The organism is Propionispira raffinosivorans DSM 20765, from assembly GCF_000381065.1.
Lineage (GTDB): Bacteria > Bacillota > Negativicutes > Selenomonadales > Selenomonadaceae > Propionispira > Propionispira raffinosivorans.
Genome location: NZ_KB905865.1, coordinates 40,459 through 56,237 on the forward strand (window position 1 = coordinate 40,459; position 15,779 = coordinate 56,237).

18 protein-coding genes are annotated in these 15,779 nt (G+C 37.8%); 2 read left to right on the top strand and 16 right to left on the bottom strand.

Features of this window, described 5'->3' with window-relative positions:
• Positions 1–20: 20 nt before the first annotated feature.
• From F606_RS0116885 to F606_RS0116930, 10 genes are all read right to left on the bottom strand, one after another.
• Positions 21–1,337, bottom strand: coding sequence for a nitrogenase component 1 (locus F606_RS0116885; protein ID WP_019555071.1), 1,317 nt, complete (start codon positions 1,335–1,337; stop codon positions 21–23).
• Positions 1,321–2,802 carry a nitrogenase component 1 gene (locus F606_RS0116890; RefSeq protein WP_019555072.1) on the bottom strand — a complete coding sequence of 494 codons (1,482 nt, stop codon included), beginning with the start codon at positions 2,800–2,802 and terminating at the stop codon, positions 1,321–1,323. The genes F606_RS0116885 and F606_RS0116890 overlap by 17 nt, the downstream gene beginning before the upstream one ends.
• A gap of 104 nt (positions 2,803–2,906) precedes the next feature.
• The gene (locus F606_RS23550; protein WP_019555073.1) at positions 2,907–4,064 is read right to left on the bottom strand and encodes a trans-sulfuration enzyme family protein; all 1,158 of its coding nucleotides are present in this window, start codon (positions 4,062–4,064) and stop codon (positions 2,907–2,909) included.
• 12 nt (positions 4,065–4,076) lie between these two features.
• Positions 4,077–5,465 carry a pyridoxal-phosphate dependent enzyme gene (locus F606_RS23555; RefSeq protein WP_019555074.1) on the bottom strand — a complete coding sequence of 463 codons (1,389 nt, stop codon included), beginning with the start codon at positions 5,463–5,465 and terminating at the stop codon, positions 4,077–4,079.
• A 526-nt stretch (positions 5,466–5,991) separates the two neighbouring features.
• Positions 5,992–7,173 carry an amidohydrolase gene (locus F606_RS0116905; protein WP_019555075.1) on the bottom strand — a complete coding sequence of 394 codons (1,182 nt, stop codon included), beginning with the start codon at positions 7,171–7,173 and terminating at the stop codon, positions 5,992–5,994.
• A gap of 23 nt (positions 7,174–7,196) precedes the next feature.
• Complete coding sequence (locus F606_RS0116910) at positions 7,197–7,970, bottom strand: ABC transporter permease (RefSeq protein WP_019555076.1); 774 nt, start codon at positions 7,968–7,970, stop codon at positions 7,197–7,199.
• Positions 7,971–8,001: 31 nt separating this feature from the next.
• Positions 8,002–8,784: an ABC transporter ATP-binding protein gene (locus F606_RS0116915; RefSeq protein ID WP_019555077.1), complete on the bottom strand. Its 783-nt coding sequence runs from the start codon at positions 8,782–8,784 to the stop codon at positions 8,002–8,004.
• A 38-nt stretch (positions 8,785–8,822) separates the two neighbouring features.
• Positions 8,823–9,839 carry an ABC transporter substrate-binding protein gene (locus F606_RS0116920; RefSeq protein ID WP_169558438.1) on the bottom strand — a complete coding sequence of 339 codons (1,017 nt, stop codon included), beginning with the start codon at positions 9,837–9,839 and terminating at the stop codon, positions 8,823–8,825.
• A gap of 75 nt (positions 9,840–9,914) precedes the next feature.
• Positions 9,915–10,316, bottom strand: coding sequence for a PPC domain-containing DNA-binding protein (locus F606_RS0116925; protein ID WP_019555079.1), 402 nt, complete (start codon positions 10,314–10,316; stop codon positions 9,915–9,917).
• A gap of 24 nt (positions 10,317–10,340) precedes the next feature.
• Positions 10,341–11,255, bottom strand: a complete 915-nt coding sequence (locus F606_RS0116930) for a dihydrodipicolinate synthase family protein (protein ID WP_019555080.1) — start codon at positions 11,253–11,255, stop codon at positions 10,341–10,343.
• A 254-nt stretch (positions 11,256–11,509) separates the two neighbouring features.
• Between F606_RS0116930 and F606_RS0116935 the strand changes: the two genes are divergently transcribed.
• Together F606_RS0116935 and F606_RS22035 are read left to right on the top strand one after the other, a co-directional pair.
• A complete protein-coding gene (locus F606_RS0116935; RefSeq protein ID WP_019555081.1) occupies positions 11,510–12,391 on the top strand; it encodes a LysR family transcriptional regulator in 882 nt (293 codons plus the stop codon).
• Positions 12,392–12,592: 201 nt separating this feature from the next.
• Positions 12,593–12,787 (top strand): DUF4160 domain-containing protein, encoded by a 195-nt coding sequence (locus F606_RS22035; RefSeq protein ID WP_019555082.1) that lies wholly within the window; start codon positions 12,593–12,595, stop codon positions 12,785–12,787.
• A gap of 63 nt (positions 12,788–12,850) precedes the next feature.
• Here the strand turns inward: F606_RS22035 and F606_RS22435 are convergent, their stop codons facing one another.
• The 6 genes from F606_RS22435 to F606_RS23015 all read right to left on the bottom strand — a co-directional run.
• Positions 12,851–13,192, bottom strand: coding sequence for a GyrI-like domain-containing protein (locus F606_RS22435; RefSeq protein ID WP_019555083.1), 342 nt, complete (start codon positions 13,190–13,192; stop codon positions 12,851–12,853).
• A 25-nt stretch (positions 13,193–13,217) separates the two neighbouring features.
• Complete coding sequence (locus F606_RS23560; protein ID WP_211210092.1) at positions 13,218–13,388, bottom strand: hypothetical protein; 171 nt, start codon at positions 13,386–13,388, stop codon at positions 13,218–13,220.
• Between the two features lie 325 nt (positions 13,389–13,713).
• A complete protein-coding gene (locus tag F606_RS23005; protein WP_051083365.1) occupies positions 13,714–14,145 on the bottom strand; it encodes a hypothetical protein in 432 nt (143 codons plus the stop codon).
• 6 nt (positions 14,146–14,151) lie between these two features.
• Complete coding sequence (locus F606_RS23010; RefSeq protein ID WP_019555085.1) at positions 14,152–14,586, bottom strand: GNAT family N-acetyltransferase; 435 nt, start codon at positions 14,584–14,586, stop codon at positions 14,152–14,154.
• A gap of 332 nt (positions 14,587–14,918) precedes the next feature.
• A complete protein-coding gene (locus F606_RS22050; RefSeq protein WP_019555086.1) occupies positions 14,919–15,233 on the bottom strand; it encodes a hypothetical protein in 315 nt (104 codons plus the stop codon).
• A gap of 155 nt (positions 15,234–15,388) precedes the next feature.
• Positions 15,389–15,779 (bottom strand): transposase (locus F606_RS23015; RefSeq protein ID WP_019555087.1); only part of this gene is annotated, 391 nt, incomplete at its 5' end.

Below are 15,779 nucleotides of genomic sequence, written 5' to 3' on the forward strand. Positions count from 1 at the left end.
ATCGAAATCTGCATTCCTTCTTATCGATATGTATCTAATACGCGGTCATAAATATCTTCTACAACACGTAGTCCTCCGTTATAGCCTGCGTAACCGCAATTAAGCACCAGACGATGACTGATTGGTGCACTCACCGTCAAAAGATCAGCTTTTAACTCTTGTGCTAAATTTTTTTCCCAACTGCTGCCCAGAATCAAAGCACGACTTTTATTCTCATCTTTGGCGATAGATTCCTGGATTGCTCCACCATCCGTCTCAAATACAACTTCCGCTGAGCGAAATTCTGAAATATGCTGAAATTCGTTTCGAATTGCATCTTGAAATTTTTTAGGCGTATTATCAACAATAAATTGCTGAGCAGGAAGTAACCCTAGTTCATTAAGTAAATATTTGGCAAATCCAATCGCATACGATGCATCTAATATTGTATAAAATCGACGCGGCAGCCCATAGCGGAACTCCAGTAAAAAATCTGCCATACGTTCAATATGCATGTAAAATTTTTCTTCTTCTTTTTTGATAAATGATTTTACCTGTTTTGCATCCAATTTCATCTGATCTGCCACCTGATACAAAAATTCACTACTGGCCTTACCGCCGATTGGAAGATAAGGAAAGTGAATATATGGCGTACCATATTTTTCTTTCAAATGATTTGCAATGTCCAGCCCTGACCAGGCGTTTACCACAATGTTATATTGTGCTTTTGGAATAGTTTTCCACTCCTCTACGCCATTGGATTCAGTGCCAAATAAAATATTCACCGTAAGTCCTATCCCCTCCAATATTCGCTTGATTTCTTCTAAATTCCCATTCCAGTATGGATCTTGGTAAGGTACTGTCGCAAAAACATTCACTAAATACAGAATCTTCGACTTGTCATTGCAGAACTTATCCACATACTGATCGATAATTGCATTTACCACCACTTCATGGCTCACATAATTATTACTTTTAAATCCGCCGGTTTCAGCATAAACAATCGGTTTATCCAAATCTTGCCAAGGCGCAACAACACTTTCCACATTATCACCAACGATATCTGCAGTACAGCCAGTTAAAACTACATAAAGGTCTGCATCAATAACTTTAAATGCCCCTTCAATCAAAGTATTTAATTTTTCCTCACCACCAAAAACGATTTCCGTTTCACTTGAATTCGTACAAGGAATCGTGCTGCCGCCGGCATAGCCTTCACCCTGTCCGATGAGTCGAGAAATCTTTCCACTACAACCGGGACCCGCATGAACAATGGGAACCGCCCTTTTGATAGCAACAACCGATTGTTGTGCCCCTAAAGCGCAAGAATAACGTGGTTGCTCAATAAACTTCGACATTTTGATTCCTCCCCAAGAAAAAAAATGGATCTTGTTCGAGCCACCATTTTGTATACGGAATGGTGCTGTGTTTCGACAAATTTGTAACAAATTCTTTATTATCCAACGTTTCTAAAAGACGTTCCGCATAATTCAGTAAACCTTGATAACCAAATAGAAGCTGTTCATCTCCAATAAGAAGCGTTGGTATACCCAGTTTCGCACCCCAAATCGTCATTCCGCCATGACGAGCAATCATAATGTCGGGACGCACCTTAGATAAAATATTCATCAATTCATATGCCTGCTTATTGCAAACATTGTAATGAGGAACATCACCATATGTTTTTACCGCATGTGCCAGAGCATCAGAGACTGCTTCACCATTGTCATAAAAAGGATCATGATGAAAAATAGCTGCTCCCTGAACCGTAAACCCCAACTCACGTAATAAAGCAATTAACGAATGACCATGGGCTGCACCAGCTGTAATATAAGCTTTTTTCCCCTGAAATATTTTGCGATATGCTTCAATCTGCGGCAATAGTCTCACATGTTCCCGAAGAATAACTTTTTCTATTTCTGCTTCACGATCTAAGACTTTTTCCAATTCCCGCAACCAGATATCCGTGCCCGCAATACCATATCCTGGTGGTGACTTCATTTCAGGAACGCCATATACCTGTTCTAATGCCGCTCCTAAATACGTTCCTAACGTTGGACAAATTTGAATCGTTGCAACCGCTTCGGAAATATATTCCAAAGCCGCTACAGTAGAAAATGGAACAATATATTGCGCTTCATAGCCCAAAGATTCTAAAAGCTCATCAAATATATGGCTGCCCCAAAAATTAATAACATTAACTTTATTCGTTTTTTTTCGAGGTGGTTTAACTATTTTTCTTACAATCGAATGATACGCTGCATCAAATCCGGAAGTCCAAATTTTTGAGCGAAACCCTTCACAAAAACAAGCCACCACGGGAATATTGAGTTCTTCCGATAAACGATTGGCCGTTTCTTCTACGTCGTCTCCAATAATAGCCACAGCACAAGATGTCGTAATGAAAATAGCTTTAGGATGTACTCGTTCATAAGCAGCCCGCACCGTATTTTCTAACTTCACGGTTCCACCAAAAATCGTATCATTTTCATCAACATTCGTATTAAAATAACGACCATTACTCGGCGGTAAATCACGACTCATTTGCCCCACACGATAAACATAATTATAATTAAAAAAATCACCAGCGCAGCCAACCGGGGCATGATTCACAATCGCTGCATCACGAATCATCGAAAGCTGGCATAAGGCATTACCGGAACCACAATTCATGCATTGGCTGAAACTACGAGTGCATTCGTGCAGCTTTCCTGCCTGAGCTCGTTGCACAAGATCACTGGCTGTCCCTTCAAAACCTGTAATAGACCCAAGCCTTTTTTCTCTGATGACAACCTCCGGTTCTTTTAAACTAATAACACTCATAATAAATTTCCTCCGTTTTATAGCAAAAAAAAGCCGGACAATCTCCAACATGAGAGTGCCCAGCCTTCAGTTTATCTGATCAACTAGAAATAAAAAGATATGTATCATATAGCTTGTAATGCGGTAGTCAAATCACGGACTAAATCTTGACTATCTTCAATCCCCACCGATAAACGTATGAGATTATCATAAATACCATTTTGTTCACGAATTTCTTTTGGAATTGATGCATGCGTCATAATTGCTGGTGCCTCAACCAAACTTTCCACACCACCTAAACTTTCCGCCAAAGAAAATAATTTTGTGTTTTCCAAAAAACGACGAGTTGCTTCTGCATCGCCTCTAATGAAAAAAGATACCATTCCACCAAAATGTTTCATCTGTTTTTTTGCTATTTCATAATAAGGACTGGTCGGTAATCCTGGATAAAGTACTTTTTCTACATTAGGCTGTTTTTCCAAGAAGCGAGCAATTTCCAAAGCATTTTTAGAATGTGCCTCCATTCTTAATTTCAAGGTTTTTAAACCACGTAATAATAAAAAAGAATCAAATGGTGAAATCACCGATCCAATCGCATTTTGTAAAAATTTTATACGCTGCGAAAGCTCATTATTTTCTTTTGTAACCACAACCCCTGCTATAATATCAGAATGACCATTGAGATATTTTGTCGCCGAATGAACAACAACATCAAACCCAAAATCCAATGGGTTTTGTAAATACGCTGACGCAAAAGTATTATCACATACACTGATCAAATGGTGTTTGGCAGCAATCGCTGCAATGCTTTCTAAATCAACAATTTTCAGCAGTGGATTGGTTGGTGTTTCCACCCAAATAAGCTTGGTATCTTTCTCAATAGCTGCTTCTACAGCATCTGGATTCGTAAAATCAACATATGTTACTCGTAAATGGTTAAGATTTTTCTTTACTTGTTCTAATAAGCGAAACGTTCCCCCATAAAGATCATCCGTCGCAATTACATGTCCTTCACTTCCAATCGCATCAATCACTGCTGACTCTGCTGCCAAACCGGATGCAAACGCATATCCTGCAGCCCCATTTTCAAGCGATGCAATACATTCTTCCAAAGCAGCACGCGTAGGATTGCCACTGCGCGAATAATCATATCCTTTATGTTTTCCCGGGCTTTCTTGCACAAAGGTGGAAGTAGCGTAAATCGGCGTTATTACAGCACCGGTAGCACTATCTGGTTTCTGTCCTTCATGAATCGCTCTTGTTGAAAATTCATATTTACTCATTTCTGCCACTCCCTATTTTAATTTTTTACGTAAATAATTCATATAGTCTGCTTTTGTTATAAGGCCGTAAAATTTATCATCTTTAAGAACGAGAACCAGTAAGTCTTTTTTTAACAAAGCAACGACCTTATTCAAATCATCTTCAATCGATACAGTAATAACATCCCGTGACATATATTCATTTACAAGTTTGTTGAAATTTTGTTCGTCACCATGCTGTACGGCCGTGAGCAAATCCCATTCGTCAATAATTCCAAGGATCGCATCCTCTTGGACAACAGGCAACTGTGAAATTTCAAACATTTGCATTTTAGAATAAGCTGACAATAACGTATCGTCGGGTTTCACGGTAATAACAGCTCGATCCGAATACTGACGTGTAACCAAATCCGCTAAATTATTTTTCTTTTCCTGTTTAATCAAACCTTGATCTATCATCCAATAATCGTTAAACATCTTGCTCAAGTACTTATTTCCACTATCACAAACAAAAGTAACAATATTTTTCGGCGTTGTTTGTTCCTGCGCATATTTTACAGCTGCGCTGATAAGCGTACCGCTCGAAGAACCAGCCAAAATCCCCTCTTTTTTCAATAAAGTCCGCGCCGCGGCGAAACTTTCCTCATCCGTGATGGAATATGCTTTTTTTATTAATGTCAAATCAAATTGACTAGGAATAAAATCTTCACCGATTCCTTCAACAAACCAGCTTCCAGCTGTTCCTATCGTATTATTTTTTACATAATCTGCTAAAACAGAACCAGCAGGATCGCCTAGAACTATTTCTAAATCTGGCTTAACACGCTTAAAATAATTTGTTAACCCTTTTAAAGTTCCAGCGGATCCAACCCCGACAACCAATGCGTCAAGCTGGTGATCTGTCTGCTCCCAAATTTCTGGTGCCGTAGTTCGCTCATGTGCAGCTGGATTTGCCGAATTATTAAATTGATTTATAAAAAACGCATGCGGCGTTTCTTCAGCAATTCTTTGGGCATAATCTTGATAATATTCAGGATGACCTTTTTCCACATCAGATCGAGTAAGAATAATTTCAACCCCCATCGCTTTGAGATGGTTTATTTTTTCTACACTCATTTTATCAGGAATTACAAGAATCAATTTGTAACCTTTGGTAATTGCCGCTAAAGCTAAACCAATTCCCGTGTTACCAGCTGTGGCCTCCACTAAAGTATCTCCCGCTTTAATTTTCCCGTCTTTTTCGGCCTGTTCTACCATAGATAAACCAACCCGGTCTTTAATGGATCCTCCTGGATTTTGACATTCCAATTTTAAAAACAAACGACTTTTACCTGTATCAAAACAGGTAACTTCTACCAAAGGTGTATTGCCAATTAAATCTATGGTATGTTTTGCCTGAAATAGAGAATTTATTTGTGTCATAACGTTTTTCCCCCTTTCAACATCATCAGTAAACAGTTGGTCTCAATTTAAGTTAACATCACGCAATGTCTTCAACTATGTAAAAATAGAACAAAAAAAGCCTATTAACTGTATCACACACTTTCATGCGACACAGCTAATAGGCTTTAGCATTCTAATCACCTAGTCTACAGGCTCTATTTTTGCCATAATGCCTACAAAAATATTACTTGTAATATTTTAATAACATTCTTTTCGTATATGTTTACCTAATGAATAGTATAGATATTATAATATCATAGATTTATAATTTGTCAATGCGATTTCACGCTGGAATAATCATTGTGTGATCGATATATGATAATGTCTTACTATACCGTTTTTGATTATGTCCCAAGTTCCATAATACACAGAGATTTCTTCTTTTTTGCTATCCCAATATTTATTATAGAAAAAATGGCAGAAATTTTTTTCTAATAACATTCTCTTATTTTCAGTTTTTCTGATCAACTGTATTACAACGATCTTTTTTGCCGTGCTGTAAGTCTTAAACACTATTATCATTCGTTAATGTAAGTGCTGACTGAATAAATACTTTCATACCATACAGCAAAGACTCTTCGTCAATATCAAACTGGGAATTGTGATTAGAATATATCAATCCTTTTTCACTATTCGATGCTCCAATAAAAACAAAGCAGCCTGGAGCTTTTTGTAAGTACGCAGAAAAATCTTCACTTGCCATGCGTTTGGGAAATACTACAACATTTTCGGCGTTAACCACGTTTCTACCAATTTTCCTCAGCGTGCCAACCAGCCCAGGATCATTGATAACTGCGGAATAACCTTGATGATAGTCAAATTCGAAAGAAGCACCATGTGCCTGTGTTATACCTTTGACAATTCGTTCTATAAGCAATGGTATATTTTCACGAACTGTTACGCCAAAACTACGAACAGTTCCTCCTAACCGAACTGTCTGTGGAATGATACTATAAGAGGTTCCTCCCTGAAAAATCGTGACAGATATAACAGCTGCTTCAAGTGCACTGGTATTGCGTGAAATAATTTGCTGCAGATTAACTACAACCTCAGATGCGATAATTACAGGATCAACAGTCGTTTCAGGGCGTGAGCCATGCCCACCACGACCCTTAATCAAAAGATCGAATGTATCTGTATTCGCTAAAACAGTCCCTTCTGTCAAGCCAATTTTTCCTACCGGCAGATCATTGGTAAGATGCAGCCCAATAATTGCATTGATTCCATCAAGTGCACCAGATGCAACTATTTCACGAGCGCCTCCAGGCTGTTGTTCCTCCGCGTGTTGAAAAATAAATCGAATTTCACCGTGTATCTGTTCCTGTAACTGTATAAGAACTTTTGCGGCTCCCAAAAGCATCGCTGCATGTCCATCGTGACCGCAAGCATGCATGATTCCTTCTTTTTGTGACCTGTATTCCACTTGATTTTCTTCCGTGATTGGTAAAGCGTCAATATCAGCACGCAATGCAATTATTTTTCCTGGCAACCGCCCTTTTAAGCTAGCTACAACACTGGTCTTTGTCGGTTTTGACACAGACACATAACCAAAAGACTGTAACCGATCAAAAATAAATTTTGCTGTCTTCTCTTCTTGAAAAGATAACTCAGGAAAGCGATGAAAATGTCTCCGCCATTTTCGAACTTCTTGCTCTATACCATTTATAAGATAATCAATATTTTCCATTGCACTGCCCTCTTTCTAAAAAGTCATAACTTTTGCCATTTTAAAAACACATTTTTCTCCAAAAAATTAACAAAAGCCACAAAAAACTGTGAAAGAATCGTCACTACGATAATGACAACAAACATGCGCGGGGTATTATACAATGCTGTAGATTCTTGCAAAAGATATCCAAGGCCTGCCTTTGACGCCGTTATTTCTGCAAAAATAACACCTGTCAGCCCCGTCGTCGCAGTAATCCGCAAACCCGTTATAATAGATGGCATCGCTGCCGGAATAAGCAATTTAAATACCGTCTGACTTTTTGTAGCACCAAAAACTTTCGCTACCTTAAGAAAATTAATATTGGTCTGCTTTGCACCATTACGTGTATTAAAAAAAATCACAAAAAAGGTGAACAAAAAAACTAACACCATTTTGCTCAACAGTCCTATACCAAACCAAATGATCAACAAAGGTATCACAGCTACCTTTGGCACAGCCATTACCGCAGAAAAGAAAGGTGTAAAAAACTGATCAATCCACGGAAAAGCAACAAAAACTACTCCCAATAAAACACCAGCAGCAACCGCGACGGCATATCCGGCAAAAAATTCTTCAACAGTAATAATCATATGCGGCCAAAGAACATTTTGCGCAATCATATTATAAAACTCTATTGCCACGTCGCTTGGCGCAGCAAGAAACATTTTATTGATTTTTCCAGCTTTCACTGCATATTCTGCAAGACCCAATACTGACAAAAGAAATATTAGCTGTCCACTATATAATCCGATGATTTTCGCACGCTTATTTTTCATGAGAAACCTCCTCGCACTATTTTATTAAGAGTCAAATATAAGCTCTTATATCTTCACGATCTGAACTGATTTCATTCAATCTCTGCTGAATCTTTTCAATTAATGCCAATTGCGCTGCATCAGTCCGTCTGCGCGGACGATCTTCTTCAATTTCATAAATATTGCTGATACGACCCGGACGTGGTGAAAGCAATACCACCCGTGTCCCCAAATAAACCGCTTCAGCAACATCATGTGTAATAAAAATCATCGTTTTATTCTCTCGCCGCCACAAATCGACAATTTCATCCTGAAGCGTCTGGCGCGTTAGATAATCCAACGCGCCAAGCGGTTCATCCATCAACAAAACTTCCGGATCATTCACCATCGTCCGGGCTAATCCAACCCTTTGGCGCATTCCTCCAGAAAGCTGTTGCGGATAACGATCTTCAAATCCAGTCAAGTTCATCATTTTTATATATTTATCGACTAAAATTTTTTTATCCGCTTTGCTGCGTCTATTGATTTCTAGACCAAATTCAATATTCCGTCGAACCGTACGCCACGGAAATAGCGAGGAATCCTGAAAAACAACACCAATATTTTTACTTGGTCCGGTTACTTCCTTTCCATCAAGAAAAATGTGACCACTTGTTTGTTTTAAAAGTCCGGAAATAATTTCAAGCAAAGTACTTTTACCACAACCACTGGCTCCCAAAACAGAGATGAATTCACCTTCTTCAATATTGAGATGAATATCTTTCAAAGCCTGCGTATTTGTTCCCGTTCCATCCGTGTAGATCATATTAATATGCTGCAGAGATATCTTTGCCATAATCACCAAATCCTTTAACGTTTCTTTGCATAGCAAAATTACTTATTATACGTGTAGCTTTCCGGCAAAAAGCTGGAATCGATTTTCTGACTGATATCAACATAGTTTTGCTGAAATTTCCATTTCATTTGCAATTCCTGTGTAGCTTTTATATTATCGAGATTGATTTTCAAATCATTGTCCCATACTTCGAATTCACTATGCACAGCTTTGCGCATAGTTTCTTCCGGTACGTTATACTTTTTTGCTGCAAAAGCAATAAATTCATCTACATGATTTTTTGCATATACATAACTATTATAATAGCCTTGTAAAAATCTTCTTACAGCCTCAGGATTTTTTTCTTTAAATGTATTACTGGTTAAAATCAACCCTGTATGAAACTTCGGAACGACTTTCCATCCCGTTGTCAAAGTATGCCCTATACCGGCCTCTTCTGCTTTTGTCGCATATGGCTGGGTTACAATAATAGCACTGGACTGATTATTTTCTAGATTAGCATACGCAACCTGTGTTTCCGTTGCAATAAGTTCTACATCTTTATCCGGATCTAGACCATTTTGCTGAAGCCATTCCCTAATGGTAAGTTCCTGTCCACTGCGTGCCGTCCCGCTGCTAATTTTTTTTCCCTTCAAATCTGCCACATTATGAATATCATTTCCCACAACAATATGCCATGCTCCCTTGGTTCTCCACATACTCGATACCGGGGTAACCGGCGCACCGTTACTCAAGGCAACGATCGACTGCGATGTATTATAGTCAGCCATATCAATGGAATCAGAAATCAATGCTGCAACCTTATCCGTGATATTCGTCATTTCCAGTTCAACGCCAGCGTCTTTAAAAATTCCCTTTTCAACCCCAAACAAAACACCGGTACTTGCCATCGTATTATACGGTGAAAAACGAATTTTTATCAATTGTCCATCAGAACCTGTATTTGCTGTGTTTTCTTCCGATGCCGCCTGCTGCGTTCCTGAACAACCACTTAAAGAAATCGCCAATGCTGTAATTCCAAGTAACGTAATGATGAGTTTTTTAAAGTTCCTCATTGAAAATTTCTCCTTTTTCATTTTATCCGATGCCTCCACTTTAGCCACACCAAACAACAACTTGTCTGCCTGTGGCTAAGATGGCTCTGCAAAAACATACAGTTTAATTCGCCGAAAAGCTTTCCCCGACCGAAATCCACCACCGAGTGTATTTCCCCCAGCAATTGCACAAGACATATGAATGTGCGCAAACAAAGGCGATGTCTTCTGATCATCAAGAAACAATTCATCCAACGGTGCTAACTGCCGCAAATAAATATCCCCTGAAAAACTTGTTATTTCGGCCGGACCTTTGCAATTTGTCAAAACAAGCTGTGGTGGAATATCAAAACTTGCAGGAGCTGCCAGCAAAACATCTTTAATCGAGCCAACCGCACCACTTATATAAACATGTTGCAGTCTGGATTCCAACATATATTGATCCAAACACATCCTTATCTCTTCATCACGTTCAATAATCCATTCATATATTACCATGTTGCTATTTTGCTCCCCTTAAAATTAATTTACACGATATTTATCAATCACACCCAGATCCGTCATAATCTGTCTGAGGTCTTCTTTATATTCCACTTCGAGATCAGGATATGGTCTGCGAATCCCCCCTAAAGGCAAGCCCAACAACTCATAAGCTGCTTTAATAACAATCGGATTAGAAAACCAGTATAAAGCTTTTAATAGCGGATAATATTTGAAATAAGTATTACGGCTTTCTTCTACTTTTTCAATACTGTCCCAGGGACGTGAAATCAGCGCCATCTCTTCTGGAATAATATTTCCCCCAATATTCGCTGTCCCATTACCACCAACTGCCAGCGTAGGTAACACAATCGAGTAACCCGGAGCATCACAGCAAAGAATATTCAGTTTGTCCCCCACCTGTCGTTTCACTTCAACGAGATGAGCAACACTCGGCACAGCTTCCTTATCGACAATAAAGTTTGGCATTTCTTTCGCAAGCGTTACCAGCGTGTCCACCTCCAGCTCCACGCCTAAACGGCTTGGATTATTGTAAACGCCAACCGGTACGGATACCGCACGCATGCATGCACGCAAATGCTCCAAAATAGCACTTTGCGGCGGTAAAAGGTAAGGAGGCGCTGTAAATATCAGTCCATCAGCTCCTTCATTTTCCGCAAACTTTGCAAACTGTACCGCATCCTTTGTCAATGTATACGAAGCGTTAAAAAAAACAGGAATACGCCCTTTGGTAAGTTTAATTACCTTCTTAACAATCGTTTCTCTCTCTTCCGGTGTCAGAAGCGTTACTTCACCAGCCGACCCCATAACAAAAAGTTCGGATGTGCCATATTCAATCTGACGATCAATAATTTCCTTAAACACCCCAAAATCGATTTTCCCATTTTTGTCGTACGGTGTCGGCAATGCTACCCAAGAACCTGTTGGTTTAAACATACTATCCATCTCCTTAAATAAATAAAAAAACTGAAAGCTAAAAGAGTGGTAGTCGTACCCACATCTTTCAGCCTTCAGTTTTTCTGATCAGCTTACATTTTATGTTATAAGAATACTTGAAAATCTACCTCATGTCCAATGCAAATTATCAATATCCTTATGCATTAGCCTCATTAGCAGAAGCTAATGTAGCATAAATTTTTCATTTCGTCTATAATAAAGATACAATAAAATTTATATTTTAGGAGCTTGCTATGGATTGGAATCAACTCGAATATTTCAAGACAGTCGCCCAAATGCAACATGTTACGTTAGCAGCCGAGAAACTCATGATTTCTCAATCAGCACTCAGCCGCTCTATTGCAAATCTAGAAAAGGAGCTAGGTTTTCCGCTGTTTAATCGTTCTGGAAAAAATATTATGCTAAATACAAACGGACAAATTTTTCTAAACTATGCAGAACGATCCTTGAAAGAAATTACTGTAGGCAGAAAAATCATCATGGATTCGCTGAACCCTGGTATTGGAAATATTGCCTTCGCCTTTTTACGTTCTTTAGGCACGCACGTAGTTCCTAAACTTTTGGTACACTTCCGCACATCTTTTCCTGAAATACAATTTAAACTTTACGAAAACAGCACCTTATTTCTTTTGGAGCAACTACTAACAGAAGAAATTGATTTGTGCCTGTGTACTTCTAATATGATGAAAGATCATTTAGAATGGAAATTTCTTTTTTCAGAAGAACTTTTCGTTGCCGTCCCCTCCATGCATCATCTTGCTTCAAAAAGTAGTATTGAACTGGCTGAAATTGCAACCGAGCCCTTGATCACACTTAAAAGCAGTTATGGTCTGCGCCTATTAGTTGACCGTTTTTTCAATGAAATTGGTGTTCGTCCACTGATTGCCTTTGAAGGAGAAGAGATCCTGACAATTGCCGGTCTAGTTGAGGCAGAACTTGGCGTATCATTAATACCAAAAATGATCGGATTAGAACAATTCAATATCGTTCTGCTTCCCGTGACCAAGTCTAAATGTGTACGAAATATCGGTTTATGTTGGAATAAAAAACATTACCTATCTCCCTCGGCAACAAAATTTAAAGATTTTGTCATTCGCTCAACTTTTTCAGTATGAAAATCCAAGCAAAGCTTGAATAAATAACGATACAGGATCAAATCCGGAGCGTCCTGAATCTGAAGATATATATCCTTGTGGCTTGGCAACACTTGTATGTGTCACGTTTTTCTCGGTAAAGAAAATCAATCTTTATTCTAACTGCGTTCTCCAATTTTTCAAACTTAACCGTTTTGTCCATTATGCAAAACAGCGGCATCAATGATTATTTTATTAATGCCAACACTATTTATGTTTTTTGGTATTATTATAAAAATGTATAACAAAAAAAGTGGTAAACACTATAAACAACACATTCACGCTGAATATCAAGACCAAAACATTGTCATTTCGCTTGAGTGTGGCATCTTCGAAGATGAAATGATTGCCAAAAAACTTCGTTTGATAATGATATGAATTGAATTTCAACGCGAAGATTTAGAAGCAAATTGGAAACTTTTATCTGATGAAGAAAGTTATTCAAGCATCCGGCATTGTGCCTTTGCATTTGAATATTGCCCATGTTCTTGCGGGAATTTCATTTATGCGGAAGCCATCAGGCACAGGCATTTTCCCATTGTAATCTGACGCTATCGAATATGGAAATTCCGCTGAGCATCCGTTTCCATAGCATATACCTAAAATCTGACCGTCCAATTCCGATTCTCCGCAGTAACTGCACGACGTTTCGATCGTTCCATCGGTTTTCGAATGTGTCCAGAAATTCGGTATCTCCTTCAGGTTCGAGTCATCCTTTGTCGAAAATGACTTGACTTTTTCAATGACCTTAAACCTTTTCTTTTCTTCGATTCTATAATCCATAACATAACCGCCCTCCAAAACAAGTTTAACGGAAAGCTTTGAAAACAATTTGAGATTTGCGCCGACGTTTTTCGCCTGTGACGGCGTGGTGATGCCGTGAAATTTTAGAACGCCCGTCTGAAACCTTCAGGGCTGTCATAGCCGTATTTAATGCAACATCGATGACCTTGACATCGGATGATGATGCAAGCTCCATTCCCGCGGGCGCGAATGTATTCACCAAGCGTATAGCCGCAGAGAATTCCGAACACACGTTGAAAATGAAAGTTTGAGGAGTACGCCCGCTTTTGCGATCTCGTCACAATCTAATTCTTCCTTTATGTTTTCTTCAATATAGTCAATTGCATGTTGTATTCCAACGATCCAGTTCAAACAGTTTCACTTTCTTCCTTTAATATCATTATAGAAGGTTCAATATATGTTATCCTGACTTTTTGTGCGGAGAGCTGTCTGGGTGTGATATCAAAAAAGCATTTGCATTTTACTGTCTTTGTTTTTTTCATAAGCAGCAAAAATACCTTTTAAGCGTGCGATAATAAAGGAAACATTAACTGATTGTGGGCGAAGAGATTTTCTTTGCTCTTTAAAATAAATAACGTAGTATTTGTTTCATTCACTTGTGAGATTTTATAGTTATAAATTTGCTTTGGCGTAAAACCAAACACTACATATTTAGTACTATCTAGCGCCATAATAGATAGAATTTCACCCATATCTTTTTTAGCATCGCAGAATATATCAAAACATAATAATTTATCATCTTTATATGCCGCAATTACGATTGCATCACACTTTTCAATATAGTAAATATTATTATTCATAAACTGTAAGCAATAAAACATGAGCAACCCTATATTGTCTACCATCGGTAAGGCTGAGAACGGATTTGATTGCGAATATTTACGTAGTAGCAGTTCTCTGTCTTGTGATAAAGCCATATCAAGTTTTTTCACAACACCTTAAGTTTTATAAATCGGCATTTCATTCTGGTATTCAACTGCTTCAACAAAGCCAAACTTAGGATAAAAGTCAAGAACACTATCATTTGCGAAAAGATAAACTGCATCGCATTTATCTTTCCATTCTTCCAATATTTTATTGATTAAAAAACATGACAACCCTTTATTCCTATATGCAATGTCTGTCATAACAGTTCCAAGCTGAATATAAGATTTTCTCTGATTCTGCCACATTGTATCTATTATATTTACAGAAACATTTGCAACTACATGCTTATTATCTAAAAAGACATGCGGAATATAGCTTTTTTCCCAAGTTTTGAAACTTAAGCCAAATATTTTTTTTGCCAATACATTAAAACTGTTTCGTATCTGTTCATTATCAATTATATTAGAATTATAAGTATATTCTTTTCCATTGATATTATACTTCATATGATTATCCTCCAATAAAAGCGTCTTCGGCAATTGAAAAATTCACAAAACGAATCGCAAAAAAATCATCATATTTTGTAAGTGCCATGTTGAACAAAGTCAAGATTTACCGCCGATAATCCAGCGGTAAAAAAGGCTTTTCTAAACGTAATGATACTTTATATTTTATTTAAATACAACTGTAATTATCGTTGCTTCAGTTGTATCATGCACACTCCCATTAACATCATTACTACAACAGATTCTAATACCCTTTTCAATAGGATGGATTTTTCTATGTATTATTCTGCCATATCATAATATTTTTTAAATTTTATTACTTACATAATAATTTACCGGACATTACCCCAATAAATCAATGTCTGGTATTCAAAAGATACAAAACCATTATTATTAAACTTATCAAAGATATTTTTCAACTCTTTAAGCATTGGTTCATAATTGTTATCACTTGGTGATGGTGCATACGATGATGATAATAGCCGCCCCGTCAATTGCTCAAAATTAAAATACTGGTTATTGGGCAACATATCCGTATCATACTTATCTTGAAAAAACTCCTTTAGTTCAGCATCTCCAATATTCTCAAGACTTATCTCTTTATATTCTTTGGCGTAATTAAGTAGCAACTGTTCATAATCAATCAAAAATGGATTTCCTTTCTTTATACGCTTGTTCCAAACTAATAAATGCCAATGGGGACGTCAGACTGTGCGAAAACGCTTAAATTTTGAATCTCAATAATCCCTAAAATACCGTTTGACATAAAAATTACGGCTGTAACAAATAGTATTTCTTAAACCTATTTGATTGCCGCTATTAGTTTCTTTGCTCCTATAATATTGAGCACACGTTTTAGGTTATACATTAAACAATGCATAACCGCTTCGCCTTTCACTTTTTCAATACCACGCAGCAAAAAATGCGTATAGCCTAAAGTGCGCTTTATTGTACCAAATGGATGTTCGACTATCATTTGCCGTTGCTTATAAAGTTTTAAATTGCTAGCTAGTCGTTCATCCGTACGTGCCATTACTTTATGATGTTCTCCCTGTACTATTTGCCGACCACGTTTATTTTTTGTACACTCATCTTTATGTATGCAGGTTTTACATGCTTTACTTCGATAAAGTTTTCCTATTGCATCCTTTTTGCTTACATTGCAAAGAATTTGGCTTTGGGGACAAATGTAA

Excerpts from the sequence above, each read along its gene's own strand:
- F606_RS0116885 (WP_019555071.1), bottom strand. The coding sequence starts at position 1,337 with ATGTCGAAGTTTATTGAGCAACCACGTTATTCTTGCGCTTTAGGGGCA.
- F606_RS0116890 (WP_019555072.1), bottom strand. The coding sequence starts at position 2,802 with ATGAGTGTTATTAGTTTAAAAGAACCGGAGGTTGTCATCAGAGAAAAA.
- F606_RS23550 (WP_019555073.1), bottom strand. The coding sequence starts at position 4,064 with ATGAGTAAATATGAATTTTCAACAAGAGCGATTCATGAAGGACAGAAA.
- F606_RS23555 (WP_019555074.1), bottom strand. The coding sequence starts at position 5,465 with ATGACACAAATAAATTCTCTATTTCAGGCAAAACATACCATAGATTTA.
- F606_RS0116905 (WP_019555075.1), bottom strand. The coding sequence starts at position 7,173 with ATGGAAAATATTGATTATCTTATAAATGGTATAGAGCAAGAAGTTCGA.
- F606_RS0116910 (WP_019555076.1), bottom strand. The coding sequence starts at position 7,970 with ATGAAAAATAAGCGTGCGAAAATCATCGGATTATATAGTGGACAGCTA.
- F606_RS0116915 (WP_019555077.1), bottom strand. The coding sequence starts at position 8,784 with ATGGCAAAGATATCTCTGCAGCATATTAATATGATCTACACGGATGGA.
- F606_RS0116920 (WP_169558438.1), bottom strand. The coding sequence starts at position 9,839 with ATGAGGAACTTTAAAAAACTCATCATTACGTTACTTGGAATTACAGCA.
- F606_RS0116925 (WP_019555079.1), bottom strand. The coding sequence starts at position 10,316 with ATGGTAATATATGAATGGATTATTGAACGTGATGAAGAGATAAGGATG.
- F606_RS0116930 (WP_019555080.1), bottom strand. The coding sequence starts at position 11,255 with ATGTTTAAACCAACAGGTTCTTGGGTAGCATTGCCGACACCGTACGAC.
- F606_RS0116935 (WP_019555081.1), top strand. The coding sequence starts at position 11,510 with ATGGATTGGAATCAACTCGAATATTTCAAGACAGTCGCCCAAATGCAA.
- F606_RS22035 (WP_019555082.1), top strand. The coding sequence starts at position 12,593 with ATGATTATTTTATTAATGCCAACACTATTTATGTTTTTTGGTATTATT.
- F606_RS22435 (WP_019555083.1), bottom strand. The coding sequence starts at position 13,192 with ATGGATTATAGAATCGAAGAAAAGAAAAGGTTTAAGGTCATTGAAAAA.
- F606_RS23560 (WP_211210092.1), bottom strand. The coding sequence starts at position 13,388 with ATGGAGCTTGCATCATCATCCGATGTCAAGGTCATCGATGTTGCATTA.
- F606_RS23010 (WP_019555085.1), bottom strand. The coding sequence starts at position 14,586 with ATGAAGTATAATATCAATGGAAAAGAATATACTTATAATTCTAATATA.